The organism is Paenibacillus sp. USHLN196 (genome assembly GCF_037144955.1).
Lineage (GTDB): Bacteria > Bacillota > Bacilli > Paenibacillales > Paenibacillaceae > Paenibacillus > Paenibacillus xylanexedens_C.
On sequence record NZ_JBBCYH010000007.1, the window covers coordinates 201523 to 221567 of the forward strand.

At 46.0% G+C, this 20045-nt stretch carries 14 protein-coding genes and 1 pseudogene; 4 read left to right on the forward strand and 11 right to left on the reverse strand.

Features of this window, described 5'->3' with window-relative positions; all coding sequences use genetic code 11:
• The first annotated feature begins 214 nt into the window (after positions 1-214).
• Positions 215-1285, forward strand: a complete 1071-nt coding sequence (locus WFI24_RS18720) for an SDR family oxidoreductase (protein WP_336763204.1) — start codon at positions 215-217, stop codon at positions 1283-1285.
• 75 nt (positions 1286-1360) lie between these two features.
• Here WFI24_RS18720 and WFI24_RS18725 read toward each other — a convergent pair.
• The 8 genes and pseudogenes from WFI24_RS18725 to WFI24_RS18760 form a co-directional block, all read right to left on the reverse strand.
• Positions 1361-1716, reverse strand: a pseudogene (locus WFI24_RS18725) (winged helix-turn-helix transcriptional regulator).
• A gap of 31 nt (positions 1717-1747) precedes the next feature.
• Positions 1748-2167 (reverse strand): MarR family winged helix-turn-helix transcriptional regulator, encoded by a 420-nt coding sequence (locus tag WFI24_RS18730; protein WP_336763206.1) that lies wholly within the window; start codon positions 2165-2167, stop codon positions 1748-1750.
• 66 nt (positions 2168-2233) lie between these two features.
• Positions 2234-2968 (reverse strand): SDR family NAD(P)-dependent oxidoreductase, encoded by a 735-nt coding sequence (locus WFI24_RS18735; protein ID WP_336763208.1) that lies wholly within the window; start codon positions 2966-2968, stop codon positions 2234-2236.
• A gap of 47 nt (positions 2969-3015) precedes the next feature.
• A complete protein-coding gene (locus WFI24_RS18740; RefSeq protein ID WP_336763449.1) occupies positions 3016-3204 on the reverse strand; it encodes an SDR family oxidoreductase in 189 nt (62 codons plus the stop codon).
• Between the two features lie 245 nt (positions 3205-3449).
• Complete coding sequence (locus WFI24_RS18745) at positions 3450-4409, reverse strand: SMI1/KNR4 family protein (RefSeq protein WP_336763210.1); 960 nt, start codon at positions 4407-4409, stop codon at positions 3450-3452.
• 215 nt (positions 4410-4624) lie between these two features.
• Positions 4625-5020, reverse strand: coding sequence for a polysaccharide lyase family protein (locus WFI24_RS18750; RefSeq protein ID WP_336763212.1), 396 nt, complete (start codon positions 5018-5020; stop codon positions 4625-4627).
• 192 nt (positions 5021-5212) lie between these two features.
• Positions 5213-6085, reverse strand: a complete 873-nt coding sequence (locus tag WFI24_RS18755) for an AraC family transcriptional regulator (protein ID WP_336763214.1) — start codon at positions 6083-6085, stop codon at positions 5213-5215.
• A 109-nt stretch (positions 6086-6194) separates the two neighbouring features.
• Positions 6195-6983 carry a GNAT family N-acetyltransferase gene (locus WFI24_RS18760; protein WP_336763216.1) on the reverse strand — a complete coding sequence of 263 codons (789 nt, stop codon included), beginning with the start codon at positions 6981-6983 and terminating at the stop codon, positions 6195-6197.
• A 202-nt stretch (positions 6984-7185) separates the two neighbouring features.
• On the opposite strand from WFI24_RS18760, the gene WFI24_RS18765 reads away from it, so the two are divergent.
• Both WFI24_RS18765 and WFI24_RS18770 read left to right on the forward strand, forming a co-directional pair.
• Positions 7186-7923, forward strand: coding sequence for a glycosyltransferase (locus WFI24_RS18765; protein WP_336763218.1), 738 nt, complete (start codon positions 7186-7188; stop codon positions 7921-7923).
• The gene (locus tag WFI24_RS18770) at positions 7923-8648 is read left to right on the forward strand and encodes a glycosyltransferase (RefSeq protein WP_336763220.1); all 726 of its coding nucleotides are present in this window, start codon (positions 7923-7925) and stop codon (positions 8646-8648) included. Before WFI24_RS18765 ends, WFI24_RS18770 begins: the two co-directional genes overlap by 1 nt.
• An 80-nt stretch (positions 8649-8728) precedes the next feature.
• Here the strand turns inward: WFI24_RS18770 and WFI24_RS18775 are convergent, their stop codons facing one another.
• The 3 genes from WFI24_RS18775 to WFI24_RS18785 all read right to left on the reverse strand — a co-directional run bounded on the left by WFI24_RS18775 (position 8729) and on the right by WFI24_RS18785 (position 16675).
• Positions 8729-10837 carry a TerD family protein gene (locus WFI24_RS18775; protein WP_336763222.1) on the reverse strand — a complete coding sequence of 703 codons (2109 nt, stop codon included), beginning with the start codon at positions 10835-10837 and terminating at the stop codon, positions 8729-8731.
• 334 nt (positions 10838-11171) lie between these two features.
• A complete protein-coding gene (locus WFI24_RS18780; protein ID WP_336763224.1) occupies positions 11172-15383 on the reverse strand; it encodes an S-layer homology domain-containing protein in 4212 nt (1403 codons plus the stop codon).
• Between the two features lie 155 nt (positions 15384-15538).
• The gene (locus WFI24_RS18785; protein WP_336763225.1) at positions 15539-16675 is read right to left on the reverse strand and encodes a response regulator; all 1137 of its coding nucleotides are present in this window, start codon (positions 16673-16675) and stop codon (positions 15539-15541) included.
• A 421-nt stretch (positions 16676-17096) separates the two neighbouring features.
• Here WFI24_RS18785 and WFI24_RS18790 point away from each other — a divergent pair, with 421 nt between their 5' ends.
• Positions 17097-19943: a hybrid sensor histidine kinase/response regulator gene (locus WFI24_RS18790; protein WP_336763227.1), complete on the forward strand. Its 2847-nt coding sequence runs from the start codon at positions 17097-17099 to the stop codon at positions 19941-19943.
• Positions 19944-20045 lie beyond the last annotated feature (102 nt).

Here is a 20045-nt window from a genome sequence, read left to right on the forward strand (position 1 = left end):
CAGACACATTGATGCTGTGAAAGGACGATTGTCCCTTTACAGCTTCTTGTGGTTATAGGCAAGTAATATTCATTGAAGTGCAGATTTTAAACGCTCATATCCTGCTCCAGGCTCATATATTACTTTAAAGTACGTATATGACTTTGAGGTGCGTACTTCTCATCCTTCTTTTTCTGACCCACAATATGAACAGAAGAAGAGAGGAGCATGTCCATTGAAACCCGAACAATTGGTTACCCGTTACACTGCGCTTGTCATCGGTGCTGGAGGCGTTATTGGGAGAAACCTTATTGATTATCTGATGACACTCCCGCAATGGAATGTCATTGGTGTATCTCGCCGTGGAGGGCAAGATGCCCCCAGGTTACGTTATATATCAGCCGATTTACTGAACGAAGTGGACACACAAGACAAACTGAGTCATTTAACGACCGTTACGCATATTTTCTACGCCGCGTATCAGGATCGTCCAACTTGGGCCGAGTTGGTACAGCCCAACCTGGCCATGCTCGTCAATGTGGTGAATACCATCGAACCGATCGCTCCAAATCTCCAACATATTAGCCTAATGCAGGGTTATAAAGTGTACGGTGCACATCTGGGGCCTTTCAAAACACCTGCCAAAGAAACGGACGCATATCATATGCCCCCTGAATTCAATGTCGATCAGCAACGGTTTCTCGAGGATCGGCAACCCGGAAGCAGCTGGACCTGGTCAGCTCTGCGCCCTTCTGTTGTATGTGGATTCGCTCTGGGTAATCCAATGAACCTCGCGACGGTGATCGGGGTATATGCCTCCATCTCTAAGGAACTTGGCTTACCACTTCGCTTTCCCGGGAAACCAGGGGCGTATCATTCCCTTCTTGAAATGACTGATGCGACATTGCTGGCTCATGCAACTGTATGGGCAGCAACCGAACCTCGCTGTGCCAATCAGGCATTTAATATCACCAATGGCGATCTGTTTCGCTGGAACGAACTCTGGCCCAAAATCGCTTCATTTTTCGAATTGGAAACAGCACCTCCCCTGCCCCTTTCACTTGCAACAGTGATGGCAGATAAAGAAGCTCTTTGGAATTCCATGATTGAGAAGTATGGTTTGGTAAACACCCCTTATGATGATGTCTCTTCCTGGGCATTCGGTGACTTTGTCTTCTCATGGGATTACGATTTCTTCGCAGATGGTTCCAAGGCTCGCCGATTCGGATTTCACGAATTCATCGACACCGAGGCTATGTTCATGGATATTTTTGAGAATCTACGTGATCGCAAGATCATTCCATAAAGGAAAGAAAAAGCATAATAAGCCGATTCCTGAATTGCAGAATCGGCTTATTATGCTCCTTCAACTGACCAACCGTCAGGTTGGCGGTTTAAACAAAATTTCCCCTCTGTCGCCATACACTTTCTCCACATGTGTATCACCCCATCGACACATCAGATGAAGAATTTCTTTAAGACTCCACCCACTAACTCATACTCCACTTTAGGAGGGACCTGGTGATGGGAAATACGGACAATAACCCCCGCCTCCGTTAGTTCACCAAGTTGCTGAGTCAACACTTTCTGGGTGATCGCAGGGATCTGCTTCATCAGTTCGCCATTACGTTTCTTGCCAAAGGTAAGATGGAATAGAATAACGGGCTTCCACTTTCCACCGATCACTTCAAGAAAAGCTTCAACTGCGGTGTTATATACTTTGAGCGGTTCCTCCATATCACCTTCTGTCTCCCTTCCAGACTATTGCTCAATCTTCCCGATTCATCTTCTCAAAAATATGGACTAATTGCGCTCGATCCTCTTCGTTTAATTTCTGGAATAATTTCTTACGCAACTTCTGACCCTCCAATATTGCTCTTTCGAGGACTTCCACCCCTTTAACCGTAATATTCAAATAAATAATGCGGCGGTCCGCTTCATCTACCATTCTATCGGCTAATCCCTTGGCTACCATCTTGTCAGATAAATAACTGAGTGTAGGTGGAGTTAACCCCAAAATCTTTGCAATATCCGAAGGTCGGCTTTTTCCATTTTGGTGGAGATGGCTGAGTACAAGCACATGAGAGACACCGAGGTCCTCATTGAAAGATTTGTTCCATTGTATAATCAATTTGTTAGTGAAATTGTCCATGTTGTGTATCAGCTCAAAAATGTTCTGTTCTTCCATTAGATCCTCCTCGAAAAAATAAACAACAGCCCTCATTCAACTTAAGGGCTGTCATCATTTTACACGCTATTGGGCTGAGTAGCCACCATCGATCACCAGTTCTGATCCAGTAATGTACGAAGAATCATCCGATGCCAGGAACAGCGCCGCGTTGGCGATATCAATGGCCTGACCCAGACGCTGCAAAGGTGTTGCCTGAATCAATCGTTCTAGCAGTTCCTTCGATGTGTTCAAGGATTGGGTCATTGGTGTTTCGATGATCCCAGGAAAAAGAGCATTCACTCGAATACCTTGACGTCCGAAGGTGGTTGCAGCGGCTTTGGATAATGCACGCACCGCGCCTTTGGATGCCGAGTAATGGTTAAAACCTTGTCCAATCAAAGCGGTGTAGGATGAGATATTGACGATGGAACCTTTCTTCTGGGCTGCCATATAAGGAGTGACATGTTTCATGCCAGCGAATGGGCCGAAACCGTTAATGGACAGCATTTTCTGCCAATCCTGTGCATCGATTTCCTCAAATGGCTTCTCCGAAGAAATGCCTGCATTGTTGACCAGAATGTCAATTTTTCCAAAACGTTGATTAACTACTTTCGCCAGTGCCTGCCAATCCTCGTCTGAAGATACATTCAACTTCATTCCGTACACATTCTCTTTTTGGCTTGCTTTCTCCAGTGCTTCCTCATTAATGTCTGCAGCAATGACGATGGCGCCCTCCTGTGCAAAAAGATCAACCATGCCCTCCCCGATTCCCGAGGCTCCGCCAGTAATAATGGCTACTTTAGTATCTAATTTTCCCATGTGAAACGCTCCTAACGTATTTTATTTGGACGAATCTGATTCAGTTGCTATGCGTGTTGTTTCATAAACTGCTCGAAATCCGGAACGGTCGGGTTAGCAATATCATGGCCGCCCTCAACCTGAATGGACTGTCCGGTAATGAATTTGGACTCGTCCGAGGCCAGGAATAGGACGGTATAACCAACTTCATCTGGCTCCCCGTTTTGCCCCATCCATATTAGTTCAGCAATAGTTATCTTATATTTAGATGACTAAATATTAGATAACTAAATATTAGCAGAGTAACTGCCTTTATGCAACGAGTATGCCTACCATTTACTTATTTTGGATTCCTTACCGAAGCTAACGCAGTTGAACAAAGGCGTGGTGTTGCCGACTTTCCGAGTCATCCCATATAACTGGGCAGCACAAAAAAGCTGCATCCGCCATTATGGATGCAGCCTTTTCAACCATTCGTATAAAGAGACACGCCAACTCTTACTTACAGTGAACCTTGAAGGTTTGCAGGCTGATTTTCCTCATTCAACAGACCTTGAATAAAGGTTTCAAAGTTGGGTGCAAGCCAAGTGATCTTGTAGCTTTCTTTTTTATCCACATGAACAACCTCCGGCTCACCCGCATTGCCGGATTCACGATAATCCAGCATCACTACCTCCGATTCGGAAGGACACTCACATAGAACAACACCGATTTCGGGGTAACCCCCCTTCTCGATGATATACCGGCTGCCAGCTTCGCCACCTAACGAATGTGCTTTCTCCCGTCCAATACCCAATATTCCCGCTACCTCAACGCGGATCTTCTTGGCAGCCTCTGCTTGGCTAACAGGATAATACCGATAGTGGGGAACACCACCATTATGTATTTTCATCATGTTAATATAGGAAGTTGGCAGCTTGAACACCAACTGCTCCTCCACTGACTCGACCTGTCCATCGGTAGGCGGGGCCAATACATATTGATCCGCAGCTTCAGCACTGTCATTCCAAAAACCCATTGGTTCCAGATGGCTAACACGAACAGGTGCGATTGAGATTTCCGAGACTGATGGGACGGTATCCGCGGGCTTCTCTGCAGATTCAGATGGCTCCTCCATTTTGCTTCGAATCCACTCCAGAAATTCCAGCGTATCTTCATCTTCAGGATCCAATTCATCCGCTCTTTCGAACGCCTGCAGCGCATGAGCATATTGCTCCAGATAGTAATAAGCCAGGCCAATCCGATAATGCCAGAGTGGGTCGCCTGTGCACTCTTTAGCAACCGTCAGGAATTGTTCGACTGCCTCTTCATATCGTTCCAGGTTATTCAGCGCTCGTCCCAGATGGTTTACAAGCTCATAATCCCTTTCTTCCACAGGAATCGCTTGAATTGCATCTACAATTTCCTGAAATTCATCTTCTTCATGCCACTCTTGCAATTGAACCAACAGATCGTCTCTCATTCCTTTGGCCTCCCCGTTCATTCTCTCATGATAACGTATTGAAAATTATACCACTATCCGGATCACCATCTCCAGCAAAGCAAGATCCTTAGGGATATCAGGAATCGATATCTTTTCATTTCCGATGAAAAAGCTAAAAAAAGGTAACCTGAACCCTGTTAAGAAACCCGGGCAGGCTACCTCCTTTACTCCTTCCACTACATTGCATTCTTCATTCAATTCAGCAACTCAACACAATCGTAGACCCAACCCGCACTCAACCAGTTACCCAAGTCACTGGAACCGCTAATCGGCGTAATGGTTATGGTATTGGAGCCATTCACGAAGTAGGATGCTGGAACATTCCAGCTAAAGGTTGTGTTGTTGCCACGATAGGTACCAATGGTGAAACTGCGAGAATTGGGCTGTGAAGACGCGGCAGGATTAGTTAATGCATGTCCATTAACCATTATGCTAGGTCTGCCATTATTGTAGGCTGCGGTAATACCGATGTTGAGCATATGAGAAGATGAAGCTTGAGATGCATTCAAGTTAAACGTTATTGTAGTTGGAGAATTCTCACCACGGAACTGGATTGCCGGGAATCGGTTGAAAATTCCTCCTTGGATCATTTTATAAAGCGTTTACAATATAATGTATAACAACCGACACTTCCGTCTCATATCTTACAATCCCAATAAAATAATACTATTATATTACATATATTTGCAATGGAAACAGAGCATTGACCTGATAGAAAATTCTGAAAACAAAAAAACGCAGCATCAAAAGCTGCGTCTGCAGATACCCATCTAGAGAAGATATCATCTCTTCTGAATAGGTATCCATATCTCACTTCTATATTGCTCAACAGTAACATCCTTATGCTCATTCCATAGCATTTCCGGACCCTCACTCAGCTCATAGTCTGATGAAGGAAACCACTCTGCGTAGATCCGTCCCCATACCTCCTGAAGCGTACCTGGAAACGGACCAACGACGGAAAAAACCGCCCATGTCGATGCAGGAACCTCAAGCTGTGCCAAGCCTTCAGGCGCTTCTTTTGTCGTAGCTGCACCAATGTAATGATCCAGTTCTCCCTGTTCCGCCATTCGCCCCTCACTGAAATGGGCCGATGCACTAATTAAGCCCAGAGGCTGGATGTTCGATAATCCCTTGATCGTATCGATCAGTTCCGGTGTAAGACGCTGATACATCGCAGCGATCTCCGGATTCACCCCGTTGAATACGATCGGCACCCTTTTACTAATACCCACGATTCGAAAAGCCTCTTGGTCTTCAATGCGGTAGTTCATTTCGCTTCCTCCTTGAATGGTCAATTGAAATGTCATCCGAGGGAAGGCTTTGAGCGATGATCCATGACTCCGCGCTTCGGAGGGTGTAACTCCATGCATGCTTTGAAAAGCCCTGGTGAAGGAATCCGGCGATGCATACCCGTATTTCAGTGCAACGTCAATGACTTTGCTGTCATTCCGGCTTAGCTCCAGTGCCGCCAGCGTCAAGCGTCGACGTCGAATATATTCCGACAGCGTAAAGCCGCTAAGGAAGGAAAACATGCGCGTAAAATGGTACTCCGAGCAGCAGGCGATCCGTGCAATCTCTTTCATATCCACGGTGTCCGTCAGATTCTCCTCTATATAACTCAAGGCCTCATTCAATCGCGCCAGCGTATCCATACGTCATCCCCTCCCTCGTTAATTCAAGGATAGCAAAGCCGTTCCCTTCGCATCCGACATTTCCTGCACCATTCTGCAGGTAGCTCTTCTCTTGCAAAATCTCGCTCGTTCATACAGAAGGTTTTGGTTGATTTACTTCAACATGTAGAAGTCTGGTTTTCGTTACCATTCCCGCACTCTCCAATGTTCGTTTAGATGGCTCGTTATAGTACCAGCATCCAGCTATAGGGGAGATGCCATGTTCACTGCACCATTTACGTAAGTGTAAAATCAGCATTTTCCCTACGCCTTGCTTCCTGTAGGCCTCATTGGTGAACATTCCGATGCTGGCTAATCGCTCAAACATGTTGGAACGTTCGACTAATCCGATACCAAGTAAGCTATCTTTCCTGTAATAGACGAATAATTCGCCCCTTTCAACTCGGTGCTCATAGTCACTCATAAAATCGCCGCAGACCTGTTGTATCGTTGCCAGATCGGTTTGGGTCGCGAGTCGAAATTCTTCATTCTCCAGTATATCACCCACCGAAACTTCGACCTGACTATCCTGAAAAAAATAAGCTTGTTTGTTTATCCTATAATCCTGATCCATAATCAAACTGATCAACAGCTCGTCACAGGTCGGAACGAATACAGATTTAATTGAATGAGGTTCGATCACCTGCTGGAACAATGGCTGAGCGTGTCTCAGATATTGGCGCCGGATATAGAACTGGGTAAGAAGTTCATTGTTATGTATAGCCATGTAACCCACATCGTTCGAATCGTCCTGAAACAGGAAAAAAGTTGATGAAAGGATATGATCCTCTAGAAAAGAATCGAATGGTGAAGACAATTCCCCCAGATATTCGGCAATAAGATGTTGAATTTCGGTGATCGTACATGGTTTGACTAGCATTCAGTTCACCTCTTTGATATTTTCAGATCCACATGCATTCCCGTTCTTCCATACCATCACACAAGACAATGGAGCAGACAGGTACATTGACAAGTTTTTGTGCGTATTCTCCATTTTGCAGATATGCCGTTCCTCTTATTTGCCGTTCACATATTTTAAAGAGAGATAGTTTTGATCATAACGGATAAGGGGAGCGGTCAAAATGGGAGCCAGGCCAAAAAGGTCTATCAAAAAGCAGGGAGTTTCTATTATTGCCTGCACGAAACGCCAAAGCTATATAAGAAACCTGTTTAATAACTACAGCCGACAGAACCACGCCAAGAAAGAACTTATTATTATTGTTAACAACGATAACATCCCCCTTACTCCTTATCTAAGCTTAGCCAAAAAACTTCCAAACGTACACGTTTATCGTCTTCCGGAACGTACCTCCCTCGGCGCTTGTCTAAATTACGCTATTAAGAAAACGAAATACAGCTACATTGCCAAGTTTGATGATGATGATTATTACGCTCCCTACTATTTGACGGAAAGCGTGCAGACCTTTCAAAGAACCAATGCCGATGTCATTGGCAAGCGGGCACATTACATGTATTTACGCGGATCAAAGACGCTTATCCTTCGTTTTCCACAAGATGAACATCGACCTGTGACCCTAATCCCTGGCGCAACGCTTGTCTTTAAACGCAAGGTAGTCAACAAAGTTCAGTTCCCGAATCGAAGCGTCGGTGAGGATGATCTTTTTTGCATTAGAAGTAAACGAAACGGGTACAACGTTTATTCTGGTGGAAAAAGTAATTTTGTCGCGATACGCCGGAAAAACTCATCCAACCATACATGGATCATTAGCGACAAAGAACTAATCTCTAAAAGCCAAAAAATACCATCCGTTACGCATTACAAGAGATATGTGCAGAAAAAACCAAAGGGCGTATTGTAATGGTGAACTCAGGCAATTCTCGTGATCTGAATGGGGTTTCCATCATTGTTTGTACCAAACGGCGACAATGCATGGGCAACCTTTTCCGTAACTACAACAGGCAGAATTATAGGAGTAAAGAACTTATCATCATATTAAATAATAATAATCTGCGTGTGAACGAATATATGAAGGAGGCAAAAAAATATAGGAACGTAAGGATCGTTTCACAGCCGGAACATGTATCGCTTGGCTATTGCCTGAATTATGGGGCTTCACTATCTAAGTACAATCTCATTGCTAAATTGGATGACGATGATTATTATGCTCCGCGCTATTTAACGGATAGCGTGCACACCCTGTTAAAGACCAACGCAGATATTGTAGGGAAACGAGCCCACTATATGTATTTGAGCAGCAAAAAACTCCTTCTGCTTCGTTACCCTAACAAGGCGAATCAATCTGTTCCCCTGATTCAAGGAGCGACTCTTCTCGTAAAACGACATGTGGTCACCGAGGTTGGTTTTCGTGATAAAAATCGAGGCGAATGCGTAACGTTTTGTTCCGATAGTCTGGCAAAAGGCTACAAGATTTACGCGGGAAGTCCATCCAACTTCCTTGCGATCCGCAGGAGGAACTCTGCAGATCACACGTGGATCGTAAGCGATAAAGACCTCTTAACAAGAAATGTTAGGGTGCTGAAAGTGAAAAACTCCAAAAAATTTGTATGTCGAAATGCAAATTAACGGCAAATTGAATCTCAAAAAAAGAGCAGCATTCCGCTGCTCTTCTCTGTTCTCGACCCGATAGTCATATGTGCTTGGACTCAAGCCAGATATTCCGCCATGATCTGCTCAATATTGAATGGGGTGACCCCTTTCTCCACCGAATAGATCGTATCGGCCTCATCCAACGTATCCACCAGTTCACCTCGGGCCTTGGCATGGAGCGTGAACAAGTCGTACAGGTCCGGTTTACGCAACGTGGTCAGGGCTTTGCCCATCAGGACCATCCCTTTTTGATTGCCCTCGACATTATTGTAATAATCCGGGTGTCTGGTTAGCGCCAGATCCGTCCAGATTACCGTACGCTCCACCAGATCCATAATGACGGGAATCGCTATCTGCGTATCCGCACTGATATCAATCTTGTTAGCCACCATGGACGGCTCGAAGATCTCGCCAGAACCCGGCTTCTTCCGCATCATCCAACCCACAAAACATTCCGGCAAATCGCAATACGGATGACTCGTAAAGGAAAGCAGACTCGCCACCACATAACGTCCGCCATAATCAACGATCGAAGGAATATGCAGATCAATGAACTCACTTGCCCCTTGAGGCGCTGTCACGATATCTCCACTATGAGCAGCCTTATAGTTAGAGGATCGCAGATTCGTGTAGGAAATATGCTCCACATAGTTCCAATCCTTATCGTACATCACCGCAGACAGGTCAATGTCCACGCGCCCTGTTGACTTGCCATCCACATCCCCCTCTTTCCACCAGTTGAAGAAACGAATCGTATCACCCTCTGCCATCGGCACACGGCTTCCACGTACGATGGTATGCAGAGCCTTGCTCGCAGATCGCTGAGAAAAGGGCACCAGATAATCATGGAGCTGTGGATCAACATAGGTCTTCCCAAGCGGGGAAAGGTTAGCGAATCGTTCTACCAGTGCCTGCTCGCACAATTGTACGACATCATGACACGTCACTTCATCGATCTCTGGCAGCTCATTCGGAACGGCAAAGGCTTTGGCTACATTACCTTTCGGGAAAAAGACACGCAGATCCTGCGGTTCATTACGGCGGGCAAAATGCTGTCGCACCTGCAACAATACCGGGGTAGATACCTGTGGTATAACTTCACCAAATGCCAGCAGCACATACGCTTCATCTTCGGTCATCCGCAGCATGTGATCCAGTCTTCTCGCGAATTCACCTGGACGCTGTGACAACAGATCGATCAGACTCCAGACATTTCGATATTGGAACGCAAGTTCCACACTTCCATTGAAGGTCGAATAAGGTTTATCATTACGCAAAATATCAAAGGCTTCTTCGCATCGCGGATACCGAAGCTTATACTCCGAAGGATGAAGGATTTCGCCCAGGCGAATCCAGCGGTCCTTATATCGCAGCATATCCTCTGTTATGGAACCACAATGCTCCAGCAATCCGAGTAGTAGTCGTCTTTCGCGACGTTTGAATTTCCGGAAGGGAGAAGCTGTAGCCAGACTAACGTCACCATTGGACCAGGCAACAGCCAGACGGAGGACATCACTTGCCGTTTTGAAATACAGGCCGATTCGGTCGATACCTGCTTTTTCATGCTTCAACAGTGATGAGACAACGAAGCCTACATTTTCCTTGAACGGAATTTCATCAGGTAGAATCGCATCCATTTCACTTGGGTCTGCATGCTCCAATACTGTATCGATATCTTTCTTGTCTGTTTCAGAGATGGAACCTTTTGCTTCAATGATCTGACGGATTAGCGCTTGAAACGCTTGTTTGTTTCCCAAACCGATGACTTTCAAGTCCGTCTTCTCCAGCAGAGGCGTTCTCTCCACCGATGGTTGATCCGGATAGACCACGGTCAGATGAGTCAGATAATGAATAATCGCATTAAGGTATAACTCCGCTTCATCCGCTTGCATCACCTGCATCGGGAATCCTGCATACATCGGTTGATACTTCACATGTGCGCCGACCATGACTCTCAGATCAGCCACAAGTTGATGATATACTGCTTCGAATTGTTCCTTGGACAGCTGCCGCATTGCTTGCATCAACTCGTCCGAGAAAGTGTATCCGAGTGCTTCGATATTTTTAAGGGCAGTCGCCAGATGAGTCTTCGGCAACTGTTGCTTCCCTTCGTTTGATTCAATAATAAGTTTGTTTGCTCTGCGCAAATAGATGGTATTGTTCATGATAAAAGAGTCCAGGAAAGCCACATCCCTATAAATATTTGGATTAGGGTAGAAGGAAGGAATGTGATAGCCTGGACGCCTCCTCTCTGAAATGAAATCTTCAGGAGAGCTGCGACCCTATGATCTCCAATGATTGTAGAAGGAAGGATCGCAATAGCCTGAAGGCCAGCGGTTCGAAGTGCATCACCCGAACCTCTGGTGAACCCATCATCTCAGATTCCACGATCTGCCAACAGGGCGAAAGTATTACGACATGAATTTAAGAATTTAATGAAATAGAAAAAGCCTTTGCCCACCCCCAATGTCAGCAAAGGCTTTTCATTTTAGATTGTGTTTATTGATCAATCAAGTTTGTTACTTTCAACATTCTTGCAATCAATGCGGTGACCTCAGCACGGGTCATCGTAGTCTTCGGACTCAGAACCTCTGGTCCGTTACCCTGGATGATTCCGGCTGCAATCAACTGAGCTACATCTTCTTTCGCCCAATTCGATACATCGGCTGCATCACTGTAACGTTCCAATTCAGAGTTCATCTGATCTGGACTTATTACTGCTTCCGGTTCGATCAGACGATACGCACGAGCCACCATGGCAAATCCTTGCTCACGTGTGATCTCCTGATTACCGTAGAAGTTCCCATTATCGTAACCGCGAACGATACCAAATTCATTCGCAAGGGCTACCGCAGAGCGGAACCATGCGGAATCGCTGATGTCCGGGAATAGATTCTGTGGTCCATCCTGACGCATTAAGCCCAGGCCAAGCACAACAATCTCGGCAAACTCGGAACGAGTAACCTGACGGTTCGGTGAGAATGTGTTATCACCGTTACCTTTCAGATCTAATCTTGCAGCGATGTTGTTCACATCGGTTTTACCCCAATGGGATCTGGCATCTTCAAAATCCTGCGGATTCCAGATAACCGAGTAGCTTCCGCTGCTACGCAAGTCATTAATCAGCGCGTAGTAACGACTATCGATCTTCGTGACAACCGTCGGTACATGGAAGATGCTACCGTCCGGGTTAATGATCACGCCTGTGGTAATCCGGTTCGGATCGATACCTTCTGGAAGTGCAATATACTTCGGTGCATAGCCGTTCAACTGGCCGGATCTAACTGTCTGTCCATCTTTCGTAAACGTCAGATCCAGATCAACCGGAGTCACAAGTAATTCGTATCCTTGGGATGCGGCTCTCGTCTCGGCGCTGTCAATCAAAGCATCCGAGGAACGTGCGATATCAACATGGACATCAATATCATTCAACGCTGCATTACCAAGCTGTCTGGACACACCATTCACGTCCATTTTACCGCCAGGTACCGGATAGATTGCCAGCGGATTGCTAATGTTTAGTTTGGAACCTTGATCCACTAATTGTTTCAGTGTTTCGAGGGTTAAACCGTCCACCTTCATATCACCATCATTCGGTGAATGAATGGCGAACTGTTGTCCTGTGCCTTGTGACATGGCGACGTTCAACTTGGCTGGGTCAATTTCAACCCATGTGTGCTTGTCGTTAGAAGGCTTGGATGTAGCGAACGGTTGATGGCTACCATCCCGGGTTGTTTCCAGATTATCCTTCACTGGTGCCGGAGTTGGGGTTGGGGTTGGTACTGGCGCAGGTGTAGTTGTACCTCCACCGTTACCTCCCGTATTTCCACCGCCGCCGTTACTGCCTCCACCATTATTACCATTGTCACTGGATGCTCTGGTCACGTTGATTTTATACTCCGTAACATTTCCAAGTGAATCCGTTACTCTAACAACGATCTTATTTCCACCAACTTGGAGCGGTAGATTCTCACTTATAGTACCACTTGGAACCTCGTTCCATTCTCCATCTCCAACAGCTATTTCAATCTTGGCAAGTGGATCAAGTGCTGTAGGTGTTAACTGGAATTGATATACGCTATTCGGCACAGAGATTGTGTACGTGTCTTTAGCCGGATCAAATGCCGGGGACAAGCTTCCCACGGAAGGGACCAGTGTTTGCAACGTAGATGCATCCGTACCAATCACTTTGGTAAGTCCTGTTCTAGCGTTAGTCAGACCCTGAAGTGCCTTATCTACCTGCGCTTGGGTCGCTGTCGGATCATTCAACACTCGCTCTGCTTCGTTCATCGCATCTTTGAGAGTTTCCCAGCTCGCTGGCGTATAGGATGCCTCTTCCAGGCTTTCACCTGTAATTTCAGTTACTTTCGCTTGCAAAGCTGATTTATCTACAACAGGTACAGATGTTGTAGGAGTTAGTCCCGCTCTCGCATTTGTCAGATCCTGAAGTGCCTTGTCTACCTGCGCTTGAGTAACTGTCGGATCCTTCAACACTCGGTCTGCTTCGTTCATCGCATCATCGAGAGTTTCCCAGCTTGCTGGTGTATACTCAGATTCCTCTAGATCCTCGCCTGTAACTTCAATTACTTTTGCTTGCAGAACCGATTTATCTACAACAGGTACAGATGTCGTAGGGGTTAGTCCTGTTCTCGCATTAGTCAGATCCAAAAGCGCCTGATCTACCTGTGCTTGAGTCGCTGTCAGATCATCCAACACTCGTTGTGCTTCGTTCATCGCTTCATCGAGAGTTTCCCAGCTTGCTGGTGTATACTCAGATTCCTCTAGATCCTCGCCTGTAACTTCAATTACTTTTGCTTGCAGAACCGATTTATCTACAACAGGTACAGATGTCGTAGGGGTTAGTCCCGCTCTTGCATCAGTCAGATCCAGAAGCGCCTGATCTACTTGCGCTTGAGTCGCTGTCGGATCATTCAATACTCGCTGTGCTTCGTTCATCGCATCATCCAGTACTGTCCAGCTCGCTGGTGTATATTCAGATTCCTCTAGATCCTCGCCTGTAACTTCAGTTACTTTTGCTTGCAGCAAGGACTTGTCAACCTTTGTAACAGCGTGTTCGTTAAAACTTTGAGCTGGGGCGCCGTTAGTTCCTTTTAAATTACCTTCTTCAATATCGTAAGAAACGATTACTGATGCATTGGAAGGGATAATCTGACTCGTTTTTAACCTCAATGTCTTGCTGTTCGCCCCTGGTTCGAAACTGTCGATCGTGATTGGTTGGCCGTTAATCTCCAGCTTGAAGCCAGTTAAATTTGCTATATTCGAAAAATCGAGTTCCTCATCAAACGTTACAATAACCTCATCTTCTGTAACAGATACATTACTTACATTTGCACTGGTGTATTTTGGTGCCCACGCACTGAACGTGAAATACTCGCCATCTTTTAATGCCGCCTTGGCTGTATAATGCGGAACTCCATTTACATCTTTGAGGCTCAATTCATAGCCAGATGCTTCTGTAAAATCTTCACTGTCACTTACCAGTAATTGATAACCTGCTGGAACTGACACTGCCGGGATACCAATCTCCACTTCACCCACGTTATTCGTATTCTGCACTTTCCAAATTCTTTGCGCATGATATTGTCCCGGTTTATTTATAGACTGATCATAGGTCAATGGCAGACCGTTATCCGCCCATACGAAATATTGCTGATCCGTCAAAATGCTGGAATTATCTGCATTTGTAGCAGCCAGCGTGTTAACACCTACGGCGACTTGTGGTACTCCAGCATTGATGCTTAGGCTTTGTTTTTGATTCAAGCCCTGTGCTTCATCTTTGCCGATTCCTGCAATATTGTGCTTATACTTGGAATCGACAGTCCAAACTTCACTTTCGTTAGTTGAAAGATAAGGACTTGCTCCTTTGTTGAGCGTAATACCATATTTAATGGCCAGATAAGACTCAATTTTTGAAGCGTCGTTAGCTGTCTGACTGTCATACAAAATAATCTCAGCAACATCGGCTACGAGACCACCCCAGTTATAAGTGGCACTTCCGCCGTTGGTAGCACCTATAACAGGAGTAAAGTTAATCTCTCCATAGACCCCTGTCCGACTGAAGCTAGCTTCAACACCATCTACTCGTGCTGTATGATTATTATTACCTACGATATCAAAGTTCACGATCTGAGCTCTACTTCTATCCACCAGATTGAAATAGTCATAAATACCATCGACGCCATTACCTGAGGCAAAATTGTTTCCATATCCACCCATAATAATGACGCCATTGGTTCCTGTAGGCGTAGTCGCTCCGACAAGAGCTCCCCCGTTGTTATTCTTATAAACAGCATAGCCAGATTGGAATTTAATTGGTTTGTCACCTACCAGCTTTACGGAGCTACTATAGTGGCCCCCACCTGTCGGATTGTTGAATTTTACGCTGGGGTTAAAGTTAATTCCTCCCGGACTATAACTCGGTGCTGTCTTACCAGCAGGAACAACCAGATCAAATCCTACATCGTTAGCTGATTGATCCTTCCAATCGGTCAGTAAACCTTCCACCGTATCGGCATCCGAGTCTGCTTTCAGCCATAACACAGGTTCAAGACCCGTTCCTCCTGGAACAGGGGCGCTAGCTGCGCTTACTCTCTCTGAACCAATTGAAGAGATGAATGTGCTTAATAACAACATGCTTACTACGGATACTTTAAATCCTTTTTTCCACTTCTTACTGTACAAAAACGACATACTTATCCTCCCTCTTTTACATTTCGCGTATTGTCGACCCTCATCTTGCTTATTCTACACATAGCCTCTTACCAAACTCTTACCAAACTCCTCGCTAACAAATACGACAAAAAAAACAGCCTCGCAAATGAAGCTGCGAGGCTGTGTATTTTCAATCAAATATTTGAATTTTTCCATTGTTGGTACCATAACTCAACTTCCAAGCCAGGGCCGATGCCCGCCTCTTGTTCTAACGTTGTAACCAACTGATTATATTGAGCGACCACGGGATCTTTATTACCTAATCGATCGTAGGTCTTCATTAACGCCAGTCCGACTTCCTCCAATGATGGCTCGAATTGCTGTATCCGGTGATATAGCGTGAGTGCTTCCGTATTCTGTCCTAGATCAATGTAATATTGTGCAAGTTGCATGGCATGATTACGCCATAGTGCATGCAAGCGCTGACGCTCCAGCTCAGCCCATACGTAATCGTCCTCACCATAATATTGGCCTTCATATTGATCTGAGGTCTGCCGATGCTCGACCATTGTAGTCGACGACAATGGAGATAATCGGTTAAGACGACTTTCCCATTCTTCCACATCAACCCTGAACTCTCCTGTTTCCAATAGATAACCAAACTGTTGATAGCGAATGGACATCTTATCCTCACCCATGAATTCGTTCATCATACTGCGTAAGCGATGGATACCACTATGCAGATTGGATATACCTCTCCGCTCTTCTAACTCTGGCCACAACAGCTCAAGTAACGTATCCCGTTTAATCGGTTTGTTCCGATGGTGAAGCAAATAGGCGAATAACTCTCTAATCTTGGTTGTTCTGAACTTCATATGTTTTGGTGGCTCATTCGGATGCAGTTGAACCTGAAGCATTCCCAGACAGCGGATTAACAGGGATGGTCCTTCTGCTATATTCAGACTTGCTGGCAAAGTTCGGCGATGATACACCTTCATCGTTTTTTCCAAACGGTCACGTGTTACAGGCTTCATAATATAGTCGAGCACTTCAAGCCCATAGGCCGTCAGTGCATGTTCGTTATATGCGGTTGTGAAAATAACTTCTGTCCCAGGAGAAACCTCATGGATACGCTCGGTCGCCTCGATCCCGTTCATCCCCGGCATCTGAACGTCCATGAAGACGATTTCCGGCAGATGAATTTCGATCTGATCTATGGCTTCCTGTGCCGTCAGAAAAGAGCCGATAACTTCGCAATCCTCTCTCTCTAGCAACAGTTTGTTCAACCTGCTCAGAGCGAGATATTCATCATCTACCAAAATCACTCTCATATGCACAACTCCTCTGGCTCTCTGATCACCCTTTAATCTATAATTTTACCATAAATCCTGACGTGGGACCGCTATCATTTGAATATAGAATCTATGTTCCAGTATTCAAAAAAAATGTTCTTCACTTTCAAAGGACATGCAGGAATTTGGAGGAAACTGTCGAAAATTAAAGTCTGCCATGAAACTAATAACCTATAAAAAAATACCCCGATATGTAATGCTGTCAATTCTATTCCTGACTATTTTACTTGGCTTTCGCTGGATATGGTCCGAATCTTTCACTATACCCGCACATCCTGAACCCGCTAAAGGCGTATTGGACCTTCGAGGCTGGGACCTCGCCAACGCTTCACCCATATCCCTGGATGGAGAATGGGAATTTTACCCCCAGGCATTAATCTCTAATCGTGACATAAAAATAGTGGACAACCCATCCACACGAATTCAAGTTCCCGGTGACTGGCGGAATGCATTACCACAATCCTCATCGTCATTCGGATATGGAACGTATCATCTTCGCATACTTTTAGATCCATCTGTGAAGGAAGTCGCTCTCTGGGGTCAGAAAATCCAGACCTCATCGATCATCGAGATGAACGGGACCATGGTTGCCGAATTTGGTCAACCTGCCACCCATGCTGAAGCCTATCGACCAGAAAGGACTGCGTTTACGACTTCCTATGCGCTTGACGGTTCCACCGAAATCAATCTTCTGGTGCAGACAGCTAACTTTGATGATCCTTATAGCGGCGGGATCACACGCTCTCTCTATTTTGGTTCTCCAGAAGCCATCGGCAGTGAACGAGGATTGTCTATCGATCTGCAAAAGATCACATTCGCCATACTGATTTTGCACAGTTTATACGCTTTTATCATGTTTCTGTTTATCCGGAAGGAACGAGCTCTGCTGACGTTCTCGATGCTAACACTGGTAGCTGCCCTAACGGTCGCCTCCGACCATGACAATCTGTTATTGAGTTGGATGCCACTCAACTTCACTTGGATTGTTAAGGCCAAAGCATTGTCCTATCCACTGTTCGCATTCTTTCTTCTACAGATGGCCAGAAGTTTCTCCCATAGTCTACAAAGGCGTAAACTGTTTCGTATCTACGCCAGCGTGCTTGGTGTGTACTGTGTATTTTTGCTAATCGCACCGGTGACCCTGATCTACCATGTACTTGAGATTGGACTATCTGACTTCCTTTATCTGTTTGCCATTGGCTGGTCTGTGTACCTGTTCTTCCGAATGGCAGCCGAGAAACGAAGTGACGCCAGCTTTTTGCTCTTTGCGGCAACTAGCAGCCTATCAAGCGTGTTATGGGGAATTGTGAACTCGCGTAGCGAGATCACCAACGTGTATTATCCGATTGATGTGATCGCGGCCATATTCGGCTTCTCCGCCTATTGGTTCAGGAAATACTTCCGCAATTCAAGTGAGATTGAGCAGTTGTACGAACAGCTCAAAGAGGAGGATCGGCAGAAGGATCAATTTCTTGTGAATACGGCTCATGAGCTGCGTACACCGCTGCATGGCATCATCAACATTGCTGAGAGCATTGCAGTCCGTGAACGGCGTAAATCAGGTGGGCAGCAGGCAGAAGACATGAAACTGTTAGTTACCATCGGTCGACGCATGTCTCAACTCGTTGATGACCTGCTTGATGTCATTCGTCTGAAGGAGAAACGTATTAAACTTCAAAAGAAACCACTTTCCCTTGCATCTGTCATCCCAGGTGTGATCGGTATGTTCCGATTTATGGCAGAGGGAAGGCCTGTCCACATGAAGGTAGATATTCCAGATTCACTGCCGTTGATTCAGGCCGATGAGAGAAGACTTGTTCAGGTACTCTACAACCTGTTGCATAATGCACTCAAATTCACCGATGAGGGTACCATTACTGTATCTGTTCGGGAACATGGTGAGAACGTCTTGATCCAAGTCTCGGACACAGGCGTTGGCATGAGTGAGGAGATACAACAGCGAATATTCGAGGCGTATGAACAAGGGACCCCGGAAGCTCGCATGAGTGGAGGAATCGGCCTGGGTCTAAATATTAGCAGGCAGCTCACTGAACTGCATGGCGGACAGCTCACGGTTCAATCTGTACCCGGGCAAGGATCGACCTTCCAGATCTCACTTCCACGGGAAGATACCGAAGCGCTCTCTGACCAGACTGAGCAGCGATGGGACGCTCATAGCTTCGATGAAGTTGCGATTGCAGAACCGGAGCAGCAGACTATATCCCACGATAAGACTACCGCCCGTATCCTTGCTGTCGATGATGATCCTGTAAACCTGCGAGTACTGATCTCCATGCTTGCGAATGAACCGTATCATATTCAACCCGCGGCCTCGGCGCTTGAGGCACTCGAATTATTGGATAAGGAGCCTTGGGACTTACTGATTGCCGATGTCATGATGCCGCATATGTCCGGCTATGAACTGACCGAGAACGTACGCAAACGTTATTCGGTATCGGAGCTTCCCATCCTGTTATTGACGGCCCGTAACGAACCGGCCGATATCTATGCCGGATTCATGTCCGGTGCTACAGACTATGTTACCAAGCCTGTTGATGCCGTTGAGTTAAGGCATCGCATCGGGTCTCTGATCGTGCTGAAACAATCCATCGATGAGCGGCTGCGCATGGAGGCTGCTTACTTACAAGCACAGATTCAGCCACATTTCCTTTTTAATACGCTCAATTCAATCATGGTTCTCAGTGAGATGGATACAGAGCGAATGCAGAAGCTGGGCGATGCTTTTATCGAGTATCTTCAGACCAGCTTTCATTTCGTCAATTCGGAGAAAATGGTGGAGGTCACTCATGAGTTGGATCTGTCACGTGCCTATCTCTACATTGAGAAAGAGCGATTCATGGATCGGCTAAATGTCATCTGGGATATTCCAGAGGATCTCGATCTGTCCCTGCCGCCACTCACCATACAACCGCTCATTGAGAATGCTGTTCGACATGGTATTCTCAGCAAAGTGGAGGGTGGAACCGTGCATATCCGGATCATCAACCAAACGGCTTCCACCTTAATTGAGATTGAGGATGATGGTGTAGGGATGCAACCGGAACAGATCGAACGGGCATTGGCATGGCCCAAGAAGGGACCAGGGGGAACCGGAGGCATTGGATTAACCAATACGCATCGCCGGTTGACCCAGATGTACGGACAGGGCTTAAGCATCGTTAGCTCACCGGGCCAAGGTACGAAAGTATCCTTTGTCATCCCTTTGGACCGCAACACAGGAGTCTAAGCGATACGATCGTTCTGTAACTCTACAATTGGCATTCCGTCAGTGCGTGTCCGTATGTTTTGTGAAAGGTCTAACGTGAATGCGATGGTGCAGGATATGTTC